This window comes from Nitratireductor sp. CH_MIT9313-5, assembly GCF_037029545.1.
GTDB lineage: Bacteria > Pseudomonadota > Alphaproteobacteria > Rhizobiales > Rhizobiaceae > Chelativorans.
Genome location: NZ_JAYMER010000011.1, coordinates 461,416 through 476,283 on the forward strand (window position 1 = coordinate 461,416; position 14,868 = coordinate 476,283).

The 14,868-nt window shown below is 59.1% G+C and carries 18 protein-coding genes; 9 read left to right on the plus strand and 9 right to left on the minus strand.

Going from position 1 to position 14,868, the window contains the following annotated elements; translation table 11 throughout:
- Nucleotides 1-127 precede the first annotated feature (127 nt).
- The 5 genes from WA367_RS06210 to yidC all read left to right on the plus strand — a co-directional run bounded on the left by WA367_RS06210 (nt 128) and on the right by yidC (nt 4,369).
- Nucleotides 128-1,090 (plus strand): DUF937 domain-containing protein, encoded by a 963-nt coding sequence (locus WA367_RS06210; protein ID WP_336055911.1) that lies wholly within the window; start codon nt 128-130, stop codon nt 1,088-1,090.
- Nucleotides 1,091-1,201: 111 nt separating this feature from the next.
- Entirely contained in the window at nt 1,202-1,834 is a 633-nt protein-coding gene (locus tag WA367_RS06215; protein ID WP_336056051.1) for an FMN-binding negative transcriptional regulator, read from the plus strand.
- Between the two features lie 180 nt (nt 1,835-2,014).
- The gene (gene rpmH, locus WA367_RS06220) at nt 2,015-2,149 is read left to right on the plus strand and encodes a 50S ribosomal protein L34 (RefSeq protein WP_036482406.1); all 135 of its coding nucleotides are present in this window, start codon (nt 2,015-2,017) and stop codon (nt 2,147-2,149) included.
- Nucleotides 2,150-2,172: 23 nt separating this feature from the next.
- Nucleotides 2,173-2,547, plus strand: coding sequence for a ribonuclease P protein component (gene rnpA / locus WA367_RS06225; RefSeq protein WP_336055912.1), 375 nt, complete (start codon nt 2,173-2,175; stop codon nt 2,545-2,547).
- Entirely contained in the window at nt 2,537-4,369 is a 1,833-nt protein-coding gene (yidC, locus tag WA367_RS06230; RefSeq protein ID WP_336055913.1) for a membrane protein insertase YidC, read from the plus strand. Before rnpA ends, yidC begins: the two co-directional genes overlap by 11 nt.
- 64 nt (nt 4,370-4,433) lie before the next feature.
- On the opposite strand, the gene WA367_RS06235 is transcribed toward yidC, so the two are convergent.
- On the minus strand, nt 4,434-5,156 hold the full coding sequence (locus WA367_RS06235) for a helix-turn-helix transcriptional regulator (RefSeq protein ID WP_336055914.1): 723 nt from the start codon (nt 5,154-5,156) through the stop codon (nt 4,434-4,436).
- 334 nt (nt 5,157-5,490) lie between these two features.
- Between WA367_RS06235 and yihA the strand changes: the two genes are divergently transcribed.
- Together yihA and WA367_RS06245 are read left to right on the plus strand one after the other, a co-directional pair.
- On the plus strand, nt 5,491-6,138 hold the full coding sequence (gene yihA, locus WA367_RS06240) for a ribosome biogenesis GTP-binding protein YihA/YsxC (RefSeq protein ID WP_336056052.1): 648 nt from the start codon (nt 5,491-5,493) through the stop codon (nt 6,136-6,138).
- A gap of 188 nt (nt 6,139-6,326) precedes the next feature.
- Nucleotides 6,327-6,965, plus strand: coding sequence for a CatB-related O-acetyltransferase (locus tag WA367_RS06245; RefSeq protein ID WP_336055915.1), 639 nt, complete (start codon nt 6,327-6,329; stop codon nt 6,963-6,965).
- 69 nt (nt 6,966-7,034) lie between these two features.
- Here WA367_RS06245 and msrB read toward each other — a convergent pair whose 3' ends face one another.
- The 4 genes from msrB to WA367_RS06265 form a co-directional block, all read right to left on the minus strand.
- The gene (gene msrB, locus WA367_RS06250) at nt 7,035-7,472 is read right to left on the minus strand and encodes a peptide-methionine (R)-S-oxide reductase MsrB (protein WP_336056053.1); all 438 of its coding nucleotides are present in this window, start codon (nt 7,470-7,472) and stop codon (nt 7,035-7,037) included.
- 192 nt (nt 7,473-7,664) lie between these two features.
- Complete coding sequence (locus WA367_RS06255) at nt 7,665-8,225, minus strand: fasciclin domain-containing protein (protein WP_336055916.1); 561 nt, start codon at nt 8,223-8,225, stop codon at nt 7,665-7,667.
- 142 nt (nt 8,226-8,367) lie between these two features.
- Complete coding sequence (locus WA367_RS06260; RefSeq protein ID WP_336055917.1) at nt 8,368-9,102, minus strand: anti-sigma factor; 735 nt, start codon at nt 9,100-9,102, stop codon at nt 8,368-8,370.
- A complete protein-coding gene (locus WA367_RS06265; RefSeq protein WP_336056054.1) occupies nt 9,099-9,638 on the minus strand; it encodes a sigma-70 family RNA polymerase sigma factor in 540 nt (179 codons plus the stop codon). The genes WA367_RS06260 and WA367_RS06265 overlap by 4 nt, the downstream gene beginning before the upstream one ends.
- Before the next feature lie 137 nt (nt 9,639-9,775).
- On the opposite strand from WA367_RS06265, the gene argB reads away from it, so the two are divergent.
- A complete protein-coding gene (gene argB / locus WA367_RS06270) occupies nt 9,776-10,669 on the plus strand; it encodes an acetylglutamate kinase (protein WP_036482381.1) in 894 nt (297 codons plus the stop codon).
- A 2-nt stretch (nt 10,670-10,671) separates the two neighbouring features.
- On the opposite strand, the gene WA367_RS06275 is transcribed toward argB, so the two are convergent.
- Together WA367_RS06275 and WA367_RS06280 are read right to left on the minus strand one after the other, a co-directional pair.
- Nucleotides 10,672-11,574 (minus strand): DMT family transporter, encoded by a 903-nt coding sequence (locus tag WA367_RS06275; protein ID WP_336055918.1) that lies wholly within the window; start codon nt 11,572-11,574, stop codon nt 10,672-10,674.
- Between the two features lie 100 nt (nt 11,575-11,674).
- Nucleotides 11,675-12,433: a GGDEF domain-containing protein gene (locus WA367_RS06280; protein WP_336055919.1), complete on the minus strand. Its 759-nt coding sequence runs from the start codon at nt 12,431-12,433 to the stop codon at nt 11,675-11,677.
- Nucleotides 12,434-12,540: 107 nt separating this feature from the next.
- On the opposite strand from WA367_RS06280, the gene WA367_RS06285 reads away from it, so the two are divergent.
- Nucleotides 12,541-13,263 carry a pyrimidine 5'-nucleotidase gene (locus WA367_RS06285; protein ID WP_336055920.1) on the plus strand — a complete coding sequence of 241 codons (723 nt, stop codon included), beginning with the start codon at nt 12,541-12,543 and terminating at the stop codon, nt 13,261-13,263.
- Between the two features lie 35 nt (nt 13,264-13,298).
- Here WA367_RS06285 and WA367_RS06290 read toward each other — a convergent pair whose 3' ends face one another.
- Together WA367_RS06290 and WA367_RS06295 are read right to left on the minus strand one after the other, a co-directional pair.
- The gene (locus WA367_RS06290; protein ID WP_336055921.1) at nt 13,299-13,538 is read right to left on the minus strand and encodes a hypothetical protein; all 240 of its coding nucleotides are present in this window, start codon (nt 13,536-13,538) and stop codon (nt 13,299-13,301) included.
- A 91-nt stretch (nt 13,539-13,629) separates the two neighbouring features.
- Nucleotides 13,630-14,607 (minus strand): DUF1775 domain-containing protein, encoded by a 978-nt coding sequence (locus WA367_RS06295; protein WP_336055922.1) that lies wholly within the window; start codon nt 14,605-14,607, stop codon nt 13,630-13,632.
- Nucleotides 14,608-14,868 lie beyond the last annotated feature (261 nt).

Genomic DNA, 14,868 nt, shown 5'->3' on the forward strand with positions numbered 1-14,868 from the left:
GGTCGAGAGCCGCAGCGGTTAACCTCCCGTTAAGGCTTGCCTTGTGGAAGAAGCTGCAACTTCTGGGAACCGTCACAATTTCTCTTTAGGTTCGGCGCTCTAGGGGCGCGTGAAGGAGAAATACGTGATGTTGCCATTGTTTGACTTGCTGAAGAACGCGCAGAACGGTCACGCGCTTGATGAGCTTTCGCGCCAGTTCAATCTGCCGCGCGATAAGACCGAAGAAGCCATGGAAGCATTGCTTCCTGCCTTCAGCCAGGGTCTCAAGCGCAACGCGTCCGATCCCGGCGGGATGAGCGGATTTCTCGCTGCACTCTCAAGTGGAAAACACGCCCGGTATTTTGAGGATGCAGGCTATGCCGCTTCTCCCGAAGGGCGCAGCGAAGGCAATGGCATACTAGGGCATCTCTTCGGCTCCAAGGATGTCAGCCGCGCGGTCACCGCGCAGGCCTCGCAGTTCACGGGCATTGACCAGTCGACGCTCAAGCAGATGTTGCCGGCCCTTGCTTCCATGATCATGGGCGGGCTCTTCAAGCAGTCTGCAGGCCAGGTACCGCAGGCGCGCGCCTCGGGAAGTGGAGGAATGCTGGGCGAGATCATGAAGGAAGTGATGCGCCATCAGCAGTCCGGCAGCGCTCCCTCTGGCAGCAGCGCATCGAACAACCCCTTCGGCAAGATGCTGGAGGACCTGATCGGCGGTGCGGCGGGACGTGCAGCGCCCTCGGGCAGCGCGCGTGGCGGCACGGACAACCCGCTCGGCCAGATGTTCGAGGATTTCCTCGGCGGCGGTCGCAAGGGCGAGGAAACAGCCACGCGAGAGCAGGCCCCGCGCGGCAACAATCCCCTGGGCGACATCTTCAACGATTTCGTGCGCCAGGGGCGGGGCACTGCATCGCCCTCGGCCGCACCCGATGCGCAGCCGTCCGCGCCCCAGCCAACTCAGCCCCGATCATCGGGCAATCCGTGGGGCGACCTCTTTGGCGAGATGTTCGAGCCCGGGCGCAAGCCCAAGGGCGACAGCTCGGGCGAATATGAGCGTAGCATGGAGAACATTTTCGACCAGTTCAAACAGGGCATGAACCGGCGCTGACTCTTCTGGCGCAATGCTTTGGTGCAGGCGCTTCCGGTCGCTGGCGCATGGCGGCTTCGCGCTGCATTGGCTAAGCCGTTGCGAAACCGCACCTTTAGGAGCCGCGCCATGATGTACTGTCCTCCGGCCTTTCGTGAAGAAGAACTGGGTGTCCTCCATGACTGGATGCGTGCAGCACGATTGGCCAATCTGGTGACGGTGGGGGAAGCAGGAACTCATGCCAGCCCGCTTCCACTCTTTCTTGATCCGCAAGAGGGAGCGTATGGTACGCTCTACGGTCATGTGGCGCGTGCTAATCCGCAATGGCAGGATGTGGCCTCAGTTGAAGCCTTGGCCATCTTCATGGGTCCCGACGCCTATGTGACACCTTCCTGGTATGCATCCAAGAAGGCCCACGGAAAGGTCGTGCCAACCTGGAACTACACCACTGTTCAGGCGCGTGGGTCGGTCGAGTTCTTCGATGATGAGGCGCGGCTTCACGATGTCGTCGATCGCCTGACGCGACACCATGAGGCCGGGCGGGCAGACGAGTGGGGTGTTTCAGATGCACCTGAAAAATTTCTCAAGGGGCAGCTTCGTGGCATTGTCGGACTGCGAATGCCGATCCGTATCATCGAAGGCAAACACAAGATGAGCCAGAACCGCAGCGCCGAGGATCGCGCCGGGGTGGCGTTGGGCTTGGCCAAGAGTGATTTGCCGTCTGAACGAGCGATGTCTGAAATGATAAAGGTGGAAGAGGCCTGAGCTGTTTGGGAAGCTAATTGCTCACACGCGCAGTTTCATTGACTCAAAACCGATCTGACCCTATAAGCGCGCCACGTTCGGCCTTGTGAACCGGCGCGCAACGACGTGTCGATGGCTGTAACGCTCCTGTTCAATACATGACAGAATGAAGAAGGGCCGCACTCCGCGGTATTAAAATAAATGAAGCGCACTTATCAGCCCTCCAAGCTTGTTCGCAAGCGTCGCCACGGTTTCCGTGCACGTATGGCCACCTCTGGCGGCCGTCGCGTAATTGCCGCTCGCCGCGCACGCGGTCGCAAGCGTCTTTCCGCCTGATCTGACGCGCGGGGGCCGGGACATTGACTGGCCGGGCGCCCGCAGGTCATCCCGCGCGCTTGAAGAAGCGCGCCGAGTTTCTGGCGGTACGCCGTGGCGAAAAGCGGCGTGGCCGCCTTTTTCTTCTTGAAGTGCTGGATCGTGGCGACCAAGACCCGCCGCGATTGGGCATTACGGTGACGAAGAAGAGCGGCAACGCGGTTGAGCGCAATCGCATCCGCAGGCGTATCCGCGAAGCCGCCCGGCTTCACGCCGTTCGGGACATGGCACCAGGTACCGATTACGTGGTTGTCGGGCGACCCGAGATTTTGAGCGTAGCTTTCGACGTGCTGAAAGATGAGCTGTCCCGTCGCATGCGGGCGAAGCGGCAGCCTTCAAGGACCCCTCATGGACAATAATCGCAATTTCCTCATCACGATCGCCCTGTCGATCCTCATCCTCGTGGTCTGGCAGGTGTTCTACATGAACCCCCGCATCGAGGCGCAGCGTGAAGCTGCACAGATCGAAGCGCAGCAGAATGCCGGAACGGCAAATCAGAGTGCCGGACAGGCAGGTGAGGGAACCGCAGCAGGCAGCGACATTCCCACTGCCCAGACTGGCAGCGATGCCGCTTCCATTCCAGGTGCAGACAGCGCGGCAGCCGCACCTGCCTCTCGTGATGATGCCCTGGCGCAGGGTCAGCGCGTCAAGATCGACACGCCCCGCCTGGTTGGTTCGATCAACCTGACTGGCGCCCGCATCGACGATCTGCGCCTGAAGGATTATCGTGTGACGGTGGAGAAGGATTCTCCGATCGTCACCCTGCTCAATCCCGGCCGCCTCGCCAATGGCTACTATGTCGAGACCGGCTATGTCGGTTCGTCGGCAGGTGAGGGACCAGGCCCCGACACGCAGTGGCAGGTTGAGAACGGTGCTGTTTTGTCGCCCGGCAATCCTGTTGTCCTGAGCTACACCAACGACAGCAATGTCACCTTCCGCCGCACGATCTCGGTTGACAACAACTACCTCTTCACCGTCTCCGACAGCATCGAGAATGCCGGCAGCGCACCGGTAGAGCTGCGCTCTTATGGCCGTACCACCCGCTTCGGCGAGCCGGAAACCTCGGGCATCTACATCCTGCATGAGGGCCTTGTCGGTGTGACCGGTGAGGATGGTCTTCGCGAGATTGACTACTCGGAAGCCGAGGAAGAACGCCAGATCACCCCCGGCAAGTCCGAGGACGGTTGGCTTGGCATCACCGACAAATACTGGGCGGTTGCGATGGTCCCTGAGGCTGGCCGCAGCTTCCAGCCGCGCTACTCCTATTTCGGTGATGGCCGCGCCCGCTATCAGGCAGACTTCCTGTCCGATCCGATCTCCGTGGCGCCCGGCGCCAGCTCCACCGTGGAGACGATGATCTTCGCTGGCGCGAAGGAAGTGAATGTCATTGAAGGGTATGAAGCGAACAAGAATATCCGCCAGTTCGAACTGATGATCGACTGGGGCTGGTTCTACTTCATCACCAAGCCGATGTTCTATCTCATCGACTTCCTCTTCAAGCTGCTGGGCAATTTCGGTGTGGCCATCCTCGCCACGACGGTTGTCGTAAAGCTCATCTTCTTCCCGCTCGCCAACAAGTCCTACAAGTCCATGGCGAACATGAAGAAGGTCCAGCCTGCCATGATGGAAATCCGCGAGAAATATGCGGATGACAAGATGAAGCAGCAGCAGGCGATGATGGAGCTGTACAAGAAGGAGAAGATCAATCCGGTTGCCGGCTGCTGGCCGATCCTGATCCAGATCCCGGTCTTCTTCGCGCTCTACAAGGTGCTCTACGTCACCATCGAGATGCGCCATGCGCCGTTCTTTGGCTGGATCCAGGACCTGTCCGCACCGGACCCGACCTCGATCTTCAACCTGTTCGGTCTGCTGCCCTATGACGTCCCGGCATTCCTGCTTATCGGCGTCTGGCCGATCATCATGGGCATCACCATGTTCCTGCAGATGCGCATGAACCCGACGCCGCCGGACCCGACGCAGGCCATGATCTTCAACTGGATGCCGGTGATCTTCACCTTCATGCTGGCAACCTTCCCGGCGGGTCTCGTGATCTACTGGGCATGGAACAACCTGCTCTCGATCATCCAGCAGGGCGTGATCATGAAGCGCCAGGGCGCCAAGATCGAGCTCTGGGACAATCTGACAGGCATGTTCAAGAAAAAGCCGAAACCAGCCGAGTAAGGCTGCTTCCATACCAATCCAATGAAGCCCCGCGCAATGCTCGGGGCTTCGTTACTCTGGATGATCAGAGCGAGATGTGGCGGTCGCGCAGCGCGATGGCCAAGGCATGTTCGCGCGTGGTGGCGCCAAGCTTGAAGCGGGCATTGCGCAGGTGAAACTCTACGGTGGCCGGACTGAGATCGGTCTTGCGGGCGATTTCCTTGGTGCGCAGGCCGCTTGCCAGCCATTGCAGACATTCGACTTCGCGACCGGAGAGGGGGCAGTCCCTTTTGGGATGCACGCGCAGCTGCTGCATCTGCGTATGGCTGAAAAGTGCGGCAAAGCGCAGCTGCGCCAGGCCATGGCGGCGGTGTTGATCCACGAGCGCACGTCCGTGGCTTGAAAGCACGTGCCAGCCGCACAAGCCGTTCTGATCGCGCAGGCGCACGGGAAGCGCCAGCCCCGCACGAAGCCCGCTCTCGCCGGCATTCATGATAAAGCGTCGCTCGTCATCATCCAGATAGGGATGTTCGCTCAGGAACAATGCGCCCGTCGGCTTGACGCTGGCGTCATTGCAGGCGTGGCGAAAGAAGGGATCGCGCTTCGCATAATCGGGATCATTCTCCGCCTCCATCCAGGAGGCATCGATATTCGTGCGGATATTCTGGGCCGGACCGGCAATGTCTGCGTAAAAAACCCCGTCGAAACCCTGTTCGGCAAAATAGTCGCAACTGGCCGCCCAGATCTCGTCGGCTGAGGAAAGTCTGGAAAGATTCCACGCAAATTCTTCACAGTTCTGCTGAAGCATTTGCCAAATATCACGCCAACCAGATTGTTCTGGTGTAGTGATCTCCTGTTTCGCGTGGGTATTCTAACTAACGAATACAAATAATCCATAAAGATTATGAACCGCATGCACGGGGGCTTGACGCTTTCGGGCGAGCAGATGGCCGACAAACAAGGCGAGGCGTTCCCTCTGCATGCCTGGTGGGCAAGGGATTGGCCTGAGCAGACCTCCCATGCATCCTCATTCTGCACTCATGGAGTTGACAATCCGACCGTCAAACCCGATGGGCTGTTAGTGAAGTGATGAAGCGGAGATGAAAGTGGCAAGCGACAAGGCAGAAGGCCGCCCCGAGGCGATGAAGTCGGAGGGAATTCACGCGCGCTTGTTCACGCGTCCGTGGATCTTCATTCGCGGCGTACCATCCATGAAGTTCCTGCCGCCGGAAGGGCCGCCGGAGATTGCCTTCGCGGGCCGCTCCAATGTCGGCAAGTCCTCGCTGATCAATGCGCTTGTGTCGAAGAAGGGGCTTGCGCGCACATCCAACACGCCCGGTCGTACGCAGGAGCTGAACTACTTCGTGCCCGATGGTTATAGCGGTGAGCCCGGCGATCTTCCTCCGATGGCCATTGTCGACATGCCGGGCTACGGCTTCGCCAAGGCACCAAAGGCGCAGGTGGATGCATGGACGAAGCTCGTCTTCGACTATCTGCGCGGTCGCGTGACGCTCAAGCGCGTCTATCTTCTGATCGACTCCCGCCACGGCATCAAGAAGAATGACGAGGAGGTGATGGACCTGCTCGACAAGGCAGCGGTGTCCTATCAGGTAGTGTTGACCAAGGCTGACAAGATCAAGCCGCCGGCGGTGGTCAAGCTGCAGGAAGAGACCGCCAAGAAGATAGCCAAGCGCCCCGCTTCCTTTCCGGCACTGACCGCCACTTCTTCCGAGAAGGGCGAAGGGCTGGAAGAGTTGCGCGAACATATCATCCAGGCGATCCAGAGCTGACTGGTGTTCCTGCAGGCTGAAACCTGATAGAAGGCTATCGACAGAGGAGAGAAGGCACGTGATCCACTAGAAGGGACCGGATAGACGCACCCGAAGGCCCGCAAAGGTCCGGCGGTCATGCCATTTAAAGGCAGGACGGATGCAGTCGCTTCGAAACCATCCCTTCGACAAGATCATGGAGGTGTCCGATGCACGGACCCGATCCTTCCTGCCTCTATCCGATGGCCGGTTTTCCCCGAGCCGTTTTTCTGAAAAATTTCATCACGCGCCCGAATATCCAAGTGGGCGATTTCTCCTACTATGACGACCCCAACGGTGCGGAGCGTTTCGAGGAGCGCAATGTTCTCTATCACTATGAGTTTCTGGGCGACCGCCTGATCATCGGCCGCTTCGTGGCAATCGCGCATGGTGTCCGGTTCATCATGAGCAGCGCCAACCATCTGATGGATGGCTTCTCGACCTATCCCTTCAACATCTTCGGCAATGGCTGGGAAGAAGGTTTCGACCCTGCCGCCTACAACGCCGCTTCGCGGGGCGACACGGTGGTAGGGCACGACGTGTGGATCGGCACGCAGGCGCGCATCATGCCCGGCGTGACAATAGGCGATGGTGCCATAATTGGCGCATATGCCGTTGTCGCAAGCGACATCCCGCCCTTTTCCATCGCCGTTGGGAATCCCGCCCGCGTCATCCGCCAGCGCTTCGATAAGGAAACGGTGGCGCGGCTGCAGGACATCGCCTGGTGGAACTGGCCGCAGGAAAAGATCACGCGGAATCTGGACGCCATCCGCGGGAGAGACATCGCGAAGCTGGAGCAGGCCGTCTGAAGGCGAAGGGAGCTTCATGCAAAAAAGACCCGGACATTTCTGCCCGGGTCAATTGCACTGGAGAGAAAGTCAGGCGGCTTCGGGTACGAATTTCAAAGCCACGCCATTGATGCAGTGGCGCTTGCCTGTAGGTGGTGGACCATCATCGAAGATATGGCCCTGATGCCCGCCGCAGCGGCGGCAGTGGCATTCGGTGCGGGTCATGAAGAAGGATTTGTCTTCCTTCGTGCCAATGGCATTCGGCAGCGCTTCGTAGAAGCTCGGCCAGCCGGTGCCTGAATCATATTTGGCTTCAGATGAATAAAGCGGCAGATCGCAGCCTGCACAGTGAAACAGTCCGGCACGCTTCTCATCATTGAGCGGGCTGGTGAAGGCGCGCTCTGTCGCTTCTTCGCGAAGAACGGCAAATTGCTCCTTGGTCAGGATCGCGCGCCATTCTTCCGGTGTCTTGGTGATCTCGAACTCGCCTTCCGCCGCCAGCGCAGGTCCTGCCAAGAGGTCGCGCATGAAGCTGCCTCCGGCTGCAAGGGCTGCCAGTGTTCCGGTCGATCCGAGAAGAAATTTCCGGCGTGTCATCACGCGGCTCCTTTTTGCTTTGGCTGCAGACTAGTGGCGGTGCGATTACAAGCGCAAATCAAGGCGCCGTGATGGAACTCGTGAGGAAACGAAAGGGGCGGCCCATCACGGCGCGCTCGAAGATTACTGCTTGGGCAGAAGCACGGCGTCGATGACGTGGATCACGCCATTTGACTGGTCGACATCGGCGATGGTCACGGTAGCAACATTGCCGTTCTCGTCGGTCAGCGTAATCTTGTCGCCATCCATCTTGGCAGACAGCTCACAACCACCGAGCGTTTTGACCGGATGGTTGCCATTGTCATCGGCGATCATCTTGCCGATGGCATCGGACATGGCTTCGGTGCCCACAACATGACAGGTAAGAATCTTGGTGAGCTGATCCTTGTTTTCCGGCTTCAGCAGCGTCTCGACCGTGCCTTCCGGCAGGGCTTCGAAAGCGGCATTGGTCGGAGCAAAGACGGTGAACGGACCTTCACCGGAAAGCGTCTCGACAAGACCGGCAGCTTTCACTGCAGCAACAAGCGTCGTGTGATCCTGCGAATTGACTGCGTTTTCAACAATGTTCTTGTCGGCATACATTTCCGCCCCGCCAACCATCGGGTTGTCAGCAGCAAAGCTGGCACCGGTGAGTGCGGCAACGGCAACAGCGCCGGCGAGCATGGAAGAGGTGAACTTGTTCATGTCGTGTACTCCCTGGATTGATCTGTTCCTTCCTCTCGGGAAGGCAGGGGTAGCCACGAAAGCCTGCAGACAAGAGTTTCAGAAAAAATCGTAGAAAGAGGCAGAAAGTATTCAAGTGACTGAAATTAATGGAGAATAAAAATCAGATCGCGTTGATATCACCTTGGGCAACAACTGGCCCGGTCGGTGCGCCGCTGGGAGAACCGCCCTGCGGTTCTGTCGTGATGGCGAAAACCGCATCACCCGCGATTTCTCCACTGAAGCGCTCGGCCACTGCCATTCGCACGCGTTGACCCTCCGGGATCACGCCCAGCGAGCGCGGAGCGCCGTCTTCGATTACCCATAATTCGAAATCTCGACCTTCGGGGCGCGCGCCGGTGACGTGTGAAAGGCGGACATTGCCGTCGCGTGCGTCATAGACGACGAAGTAATGCACGTCACTTTGGGTGGGTGCGAGCGAGGAGACATAACGTGCCTCTTCACCGGCATTCTCCCGCGGTGCCAGGCTGTAGAAGGAGACTGCGGCAAAGGCGAAGACGGAAGCCAGCGCCACGGCACGCCAGGCTGCTGCATTGTTCCACAAGCGCCCGAACCAGCCTCCTGCGGAGGAGCCTTTTGCGTCCTGGGGGGCAGCATCGAAGAGCCGGCGGTTGATCGAGGCAGCGATCTGCGGCGGCGGTTCGACAGGCGCGAACTCGCGCCCGAGGCCTTCCAGCCGCTCTTCCCATTCGTCCACCAGCCGCGCGAATTCCGGCTCCTGCTCGATGCGTCGGGCGATGGCAGCACGCTCGCGCTCGTCCAACGCGCCCAGCACGAATTCGGCGGCGACCATGTCGTCCCCCCCTTCGTGGCCTGGCATGTTGTCCTGCTCGCTCATGCTTCCAAACAATCCTTCAGTTTCATCAGGCTGCGCCGCAGCCATGTGCGCATCGTGTTGAGCGGTACCGAGAAGCGCTCAGCAAGCTCGACATAGCTGTCGCCGTCGAGATAGGCACCACGGACCGCAAGCGCGCGATCAGCTTCAAGCTCATCGAGGCAACCGTCAATACGTCGACGCTCCCCCCGTGCCGCCGCCTGCGCCTCCGGCCCTGGAGCGGCATCGGCAATTTCGGCAGCCTCGTCCAGCGGGCGGTTGCCCTTCTTGCGTGCCCGCAACCGGTCAATACAGTGGTTGCGCGCCACAGCGACAAGCCAGGTGATGGGGCTCAAGTCGTTAGCGGTGAAACGGTCTGCCTTGTGCCAGATCTTGATATAGATTTCCTGCAATGCCTCTTCAGCTTCTGCCCTGTCTTTCAAGACACGCAGACACACTCCGAAAAGTTTCGCACTCGTGAGACGATAGAGCCGATCAAACGCATTGCGGTCTCGCAGCGCGGTTCTGGCAAGCAATTTGGTGATCTCATCTGGCCCCATGAGCGGCAAAGATAGAAGCTTTCCTGCTTTTGACAATGCTGGCACTCAATATGAGTGCGAATGCGCCATTTGCCACTGCGCGGGAATAGGCTAAGAGACGTGGCGATTTTCAGCCAGAGGCCAAAAGGGAGCGCAGCATGTCGGAAACAACGGGCACAGCAGAGGCACAGGCCCGCATCCTTTCAGCAGCCCTTCCCTTCATGCAGCGCTACGAGAACAAGACCGTGGTGCTCAAATATGGCGGCCACGCCATGGGCGATGCCGAGCTCGGCCGTGCCTTTGCCCGCGACATAGCGCTACTGAAGCAATCCGGCGTCAACCCGATCGTCGTTCATGGCGGCGGCCCGCAGATCGGCAAGATGCTCCAGAAGATGGGCATTGAGTCCAAATTCGAGAACGGCCTGCGCGTTACCGACCGCTCCACTGTTGAAATCGTGGAGATGGTTCTCGCCGGATCGATCAACAAGGAGATCGTGGCGCTCATCAATTCCGAAGGTGAGTGGGCCATCGGCCTTTGTGGCAAGGACGGCAACATGGTCTTCGCCGAAAAGGCGCGCAAGACAGTCACCGATCCCGATTCCAATATCGAGCGTGTTCTCGATCTCGGCTTTGTCGGCGAGCCGGTGGAAGTCGACCGCACACTGCTTGATCTGCTTGCTCGCTCGGAGATGATCCCGGTGATTGCACCCGTCGCACCAGGGCGAGACGGCCACACCTATAACATCAATGCCGATACTTTTGCCGGTGCCATTGCCGGCGCGGTTCAGGCCTCGCGCCTGCTTTTCCTGACCGACGTTCCGGGCGTTCTCGACAAGGACAAGAACCTGATCGACGAACTGACCGTTGCCGAAGCGCGCGCGCTCATCAAGGACGGCACGATCTCCGGCGGCATGATTCCCAAGGTCGAAACCTGCATCGAAGCCATCGAGCGCGGTGTTGAGGGTGTTGTCATCCTCAATGGCAAGACGGCTCATGCGGTGCTGCTTGAGCTTTTCACCGAGCATGGTGCCGGCACGCTGATCGTGCCGTAAGCTTAAATCAGGACAAGCAGGAGAATGCCGGCGACGATGAGTGCGCAGCCGGCGATCTCCGTCGCATTGATCTTTTCGCGGAAGAAGAAGACGGTTGAGGCAAAGGTGAAGATCATCTCCACCTGCGCCAGCGCCTTCACCACGGCTGCCTGCTGAAGCGTCATCGCTGCGAACCAGCCAAGCGAGGCGGTGGCTCCTACAAAGCCGACAAACAGCGACGGCCTCCAGGCCTGACGGATGCGGGCGAGCTCACTCCGATCCTTCCACAGCATCCAGACAAGCATGATGACAGTCTGGAAGGTGATGGTAGAGAGCAGGGTGGTTGCCGCCTGCATCATGAAAGTCGGCCCGCCGAGCGACAGGGAAGCTGCGCGATAGGCGACGGCTGCAATGCCGAATAGCGTACCTGAGGCGAGGCCAATGAGAGCGGTGCGGCTGACGACCGACGCTCCCAGATTTCGCCAGCTCATCGGCACATGCGCAATAGAAATGAGCATCACGCCGATCACCGTTATCGCGATGGCGGCGAAAGCGCCAGGACTTGCAAGCTCGCCCAGAAAGATCAGCCCGAACAAGGCCGCCTGCGCCGGTTCGGTGCGGGAATAGGCTGTTCCCACGGCGAAGTTTCTGAACGAGAACAGATACACGAGCAGGAACTGCGCGCCGATCTGGGAGAGTCCGCCAACGATCACCCAGAGCGCGAAATCGGCGCTTAGCCGAGGCAGCGGCAATGCGTAAACCTGGTTCAAAACCAGCACGAACAGGGCGGCGAAGGGCAGACCGAAGCCGAAGCGCACGAAAGTAGCGCCTGTCGATCCCATCACGCCTTTCAGATGCTTCTGTCCGACAGATCGCAGATTCTGCAGAAAGGCAGCGCCTATCGTGATGGGGATCCAGAGTTCCATGGAAATGCCGACCGGTTGGTGAGATCGACCACAGGCTAGATCATGTAGGCAGCGTTTGGCGCAAGCCCTTCAGGCGAAAACCGGTACCGTTGATCGGTTGTCAGGCTGCGTCGCGCTCGGCAGGCATGACGACAAGATTACGGCCGCGTTCCTTGGCCTCGTAAAGGCGCTTGTCTGCCTTCGCCATGATCTCGGGGAAGTTGGCAAGCGTTGGAGCTTCCGCGATGCCGATGCTGACCGTTATGCGCAGCACATCCTTGCCCTGTGGGGCGAAGGCGATCTTTTCAACAGCCATACGCAGCCGTTCGGCAATGATATAGGCATTTGCCAGATCGGCCCCGCACAGAAATATGCCGAATTCCTCACCACCCAGCCGGCCTTGAAAATCCGACCGGCGCACATTCTCGCGTATCGCGCCCGAGATGCGCCGCAGGGTTTCGTCGCCTGCCAGATGCCCGAAGCGGTCATTGATCTGCTTGAAATTGTCTGCATCCACGACAAGCAGGCAACCACGCGCCTTGTGCCCGCGCGTCGCCTCGATGGCTGAGACGAATGCACCCCGGTTGAGCAGTCCGGTCAGATCGTCCCGCCTTGCCTTTTCTGCCAGTCTGCGATGGACGGCGGCCAGCTCGTCATGCGCAGCGCTGAGCTGCTGATGCGCAAGGCGCACCTTGCGCTTCTGGTAAAGGAGGAAAAAGACAATCGGAAAGCCCAGAAGCACCGGGCTCAGGACACTGAGAAGCAGGACCTCGCCCTCCAGCGGTTTGCCCTCGAAAGCCAACACGCTCCAGCACACCAGCAGTGATCCTATGATCGCCATCAGCGTCACAGCTATTGACTGTAGCCAAACCTGCTTCATTGCCGCTCCCCGAAATGAACAGGCAGCTTGGCATATTGTTTTTGCTCTATCCTTTACGGTTTCGGTAAAATTTGAAACGCTCGGCCTGAACTGCCATAAGGTCGATCATGACAAATCACCCCGATCCCCAGCGTTTCGCCCATGTCACAGACTGGGTGTTCGACCTCGACAACACACTTTATCCACACCACAGCAATCTCTTTTCGCAGATCGACAAGAAGATGACCGCCTATGTGGCGGAGCTTTTGAAAATGCCGCCTGACGAGGCGCGCAAGCTGCAGAAGGATCTTTACCGCGACCACGGCACCACGCTGAACGGCCTGATCGAACGCTTCAATGTCGATCCGGATGATTTCCTGCGCGTCGTCCACGACATCGACTATTCATGGCTCAAGCCGGATCCCGAGCTGGGCGAGGCAATCAAGGCGCTGCCCGGCCGCAAGTTCATTTTCACCAATGGTGATCGCGGACACGCGGAAAGAACGGCAGCACAGCTCGGCATTCTCGACCATTTCGAAGACATCTTCGATATTGTCGCAGCAGACCTGACGCCGAAGCCTGCGCAAAAGACCTATGACCGCTTCGTGGAACTGCACGAGATCGCCGGGCCCAACGCCGTGATGTTCGAGGATCTGGCGCGCAATCTGCGCGTGCCCAAGAAGCTCGGCATGACCACCGTGCTGATCGTGCCGCGCAATTTCGAGCCGGATTTTTCCGAGATCTGGGAATCCGATCCGGATGAGAAGGACGATGTCGATTTCGTCACCGACAATCTGACGGACTTCCTCCAGACCATCATGAAAAAGGACGCGGCAAAGACCGCGTCCTGACAAGATCCCGCTTCAACGGGGTGTGGTTCTGAGGATCAGTGGTTGCGATCGTTTTTCGCAGCCGCTTCCTCCAGATTTCTGCGCGTTTCACTATCGCGCTCGCCGATAGTCTCGGAGCCGATGCCGCCGTTTGCGCGCGCATCATCTTCAATCTGGTTCAGATCGGTTTCCTTCTCCGCGTCCTTTGCCTGCTCGGGCTGAGACTTGGTGGCGTGTCCGAGATCCTTTGACTGCTGGCTGTCCATCATTTCGTCGTCTGGTGTGCTGTTGGCCATGGTGCAACTCCATTGTCCGGGGGGATGGAGTAAGAACGCACCCAAGGCACAAGCGTTCCGGCCGGGCAGGGCGCCCGACCGGACTTGATCGTCAGTGCTTGTGGTCGTGGCCACCAGATCCGCGACCGTAATTGGCAGGCTTCACCGGCAGTTCCAGTTCGACCTTGCCCGCCTTCTCGAATTCGAGCGTGAGCGGAACGCTCTCGCCTTCCTTGAAGGGCTCCGTGACCTTCATGAACATCAGATGCAAACCGCCTGGATCCATCTTCACGGTCTCGCCCGCAGTTACGACGAGTGCATCTTCAAGCGGACGCATGGTCATCACGTCATTCACAACTTCCATCATATGCACCTCGACCTTCTCGGCTACAGGCGAAGACAGGGAGATCAGGCGATCATCCTCCTCGCCGATATTTGTCAGGTTGATCCATGCGCCACCGGCGGGCTGGCCCGGCAGCATTGCGCGCGCCCACGGCTCCTCGATGCTGATGGAGCCCGCCGAAAGCCCGGCTTCGGCACCAGGCGCACCGTGACCGTGATGAGCATGGCTGTCATTGCCCGCGACGATGGTCAGTGATGGTGCTGGACCTTCCAGCTCATGCGGGTCCTGACCTTCTGCCGGATGCTGCACCCATTCTTCCGTGCCGGAAGCGCAATGCTGGACCGTGTCGAAATACAGGACCGTGCCGGGTTCACCGGCAACGCTACCTCTCAGGACAAACTCGTCATAATGCGCATCTTCAAGCGTGCCACCTTCCCATTTGACGACCTTCACACCCGAGGAAATTTCATGGCCGTGGACGGTGTAGGTCTTCTCGTAGTCACCATTCTCCATGGTGATGGTCCAGCCTGCCTTCGGCATCGGTTTGACGCTGACAAAGCCTTCGGGAATGCGGACTTCCACCACATTGGTCGCTTCGCCCTCGCAACCGTGCGGAATGGCAAGAACGGCTTTGAAACTGCCGGGAGCAGCTTCCCGCTCGACGAGCGAAACGTGAGCGAAGGCAGAGGTGGTGGCGATGAACGCGGTGGTGCAGGCCGCGGCTGCGGCGATGAGATTACGGTGCATCGAAATGCCCTTTCAGATGATGTCAAATGGAATGACAGCCCGCAGGCTGCATGAGCATCACGAAGGGAAAGGGGGCCCTCTTATAGGCGGAGGTGTTGCATCAAAGCGCGACTGCGGCGCTGTTACCTCGGCGAAGAGAGATCTCGTCGCCGACTGTCTGAAAGTAGCTCCCGGCAGCGTCTGCCGATCAATGGCGACCAGCGACTTTCCGCACAAATGACCGGTGGGGCAAAGCGGACAGTCTGGCTCCTGTCCCTGCAA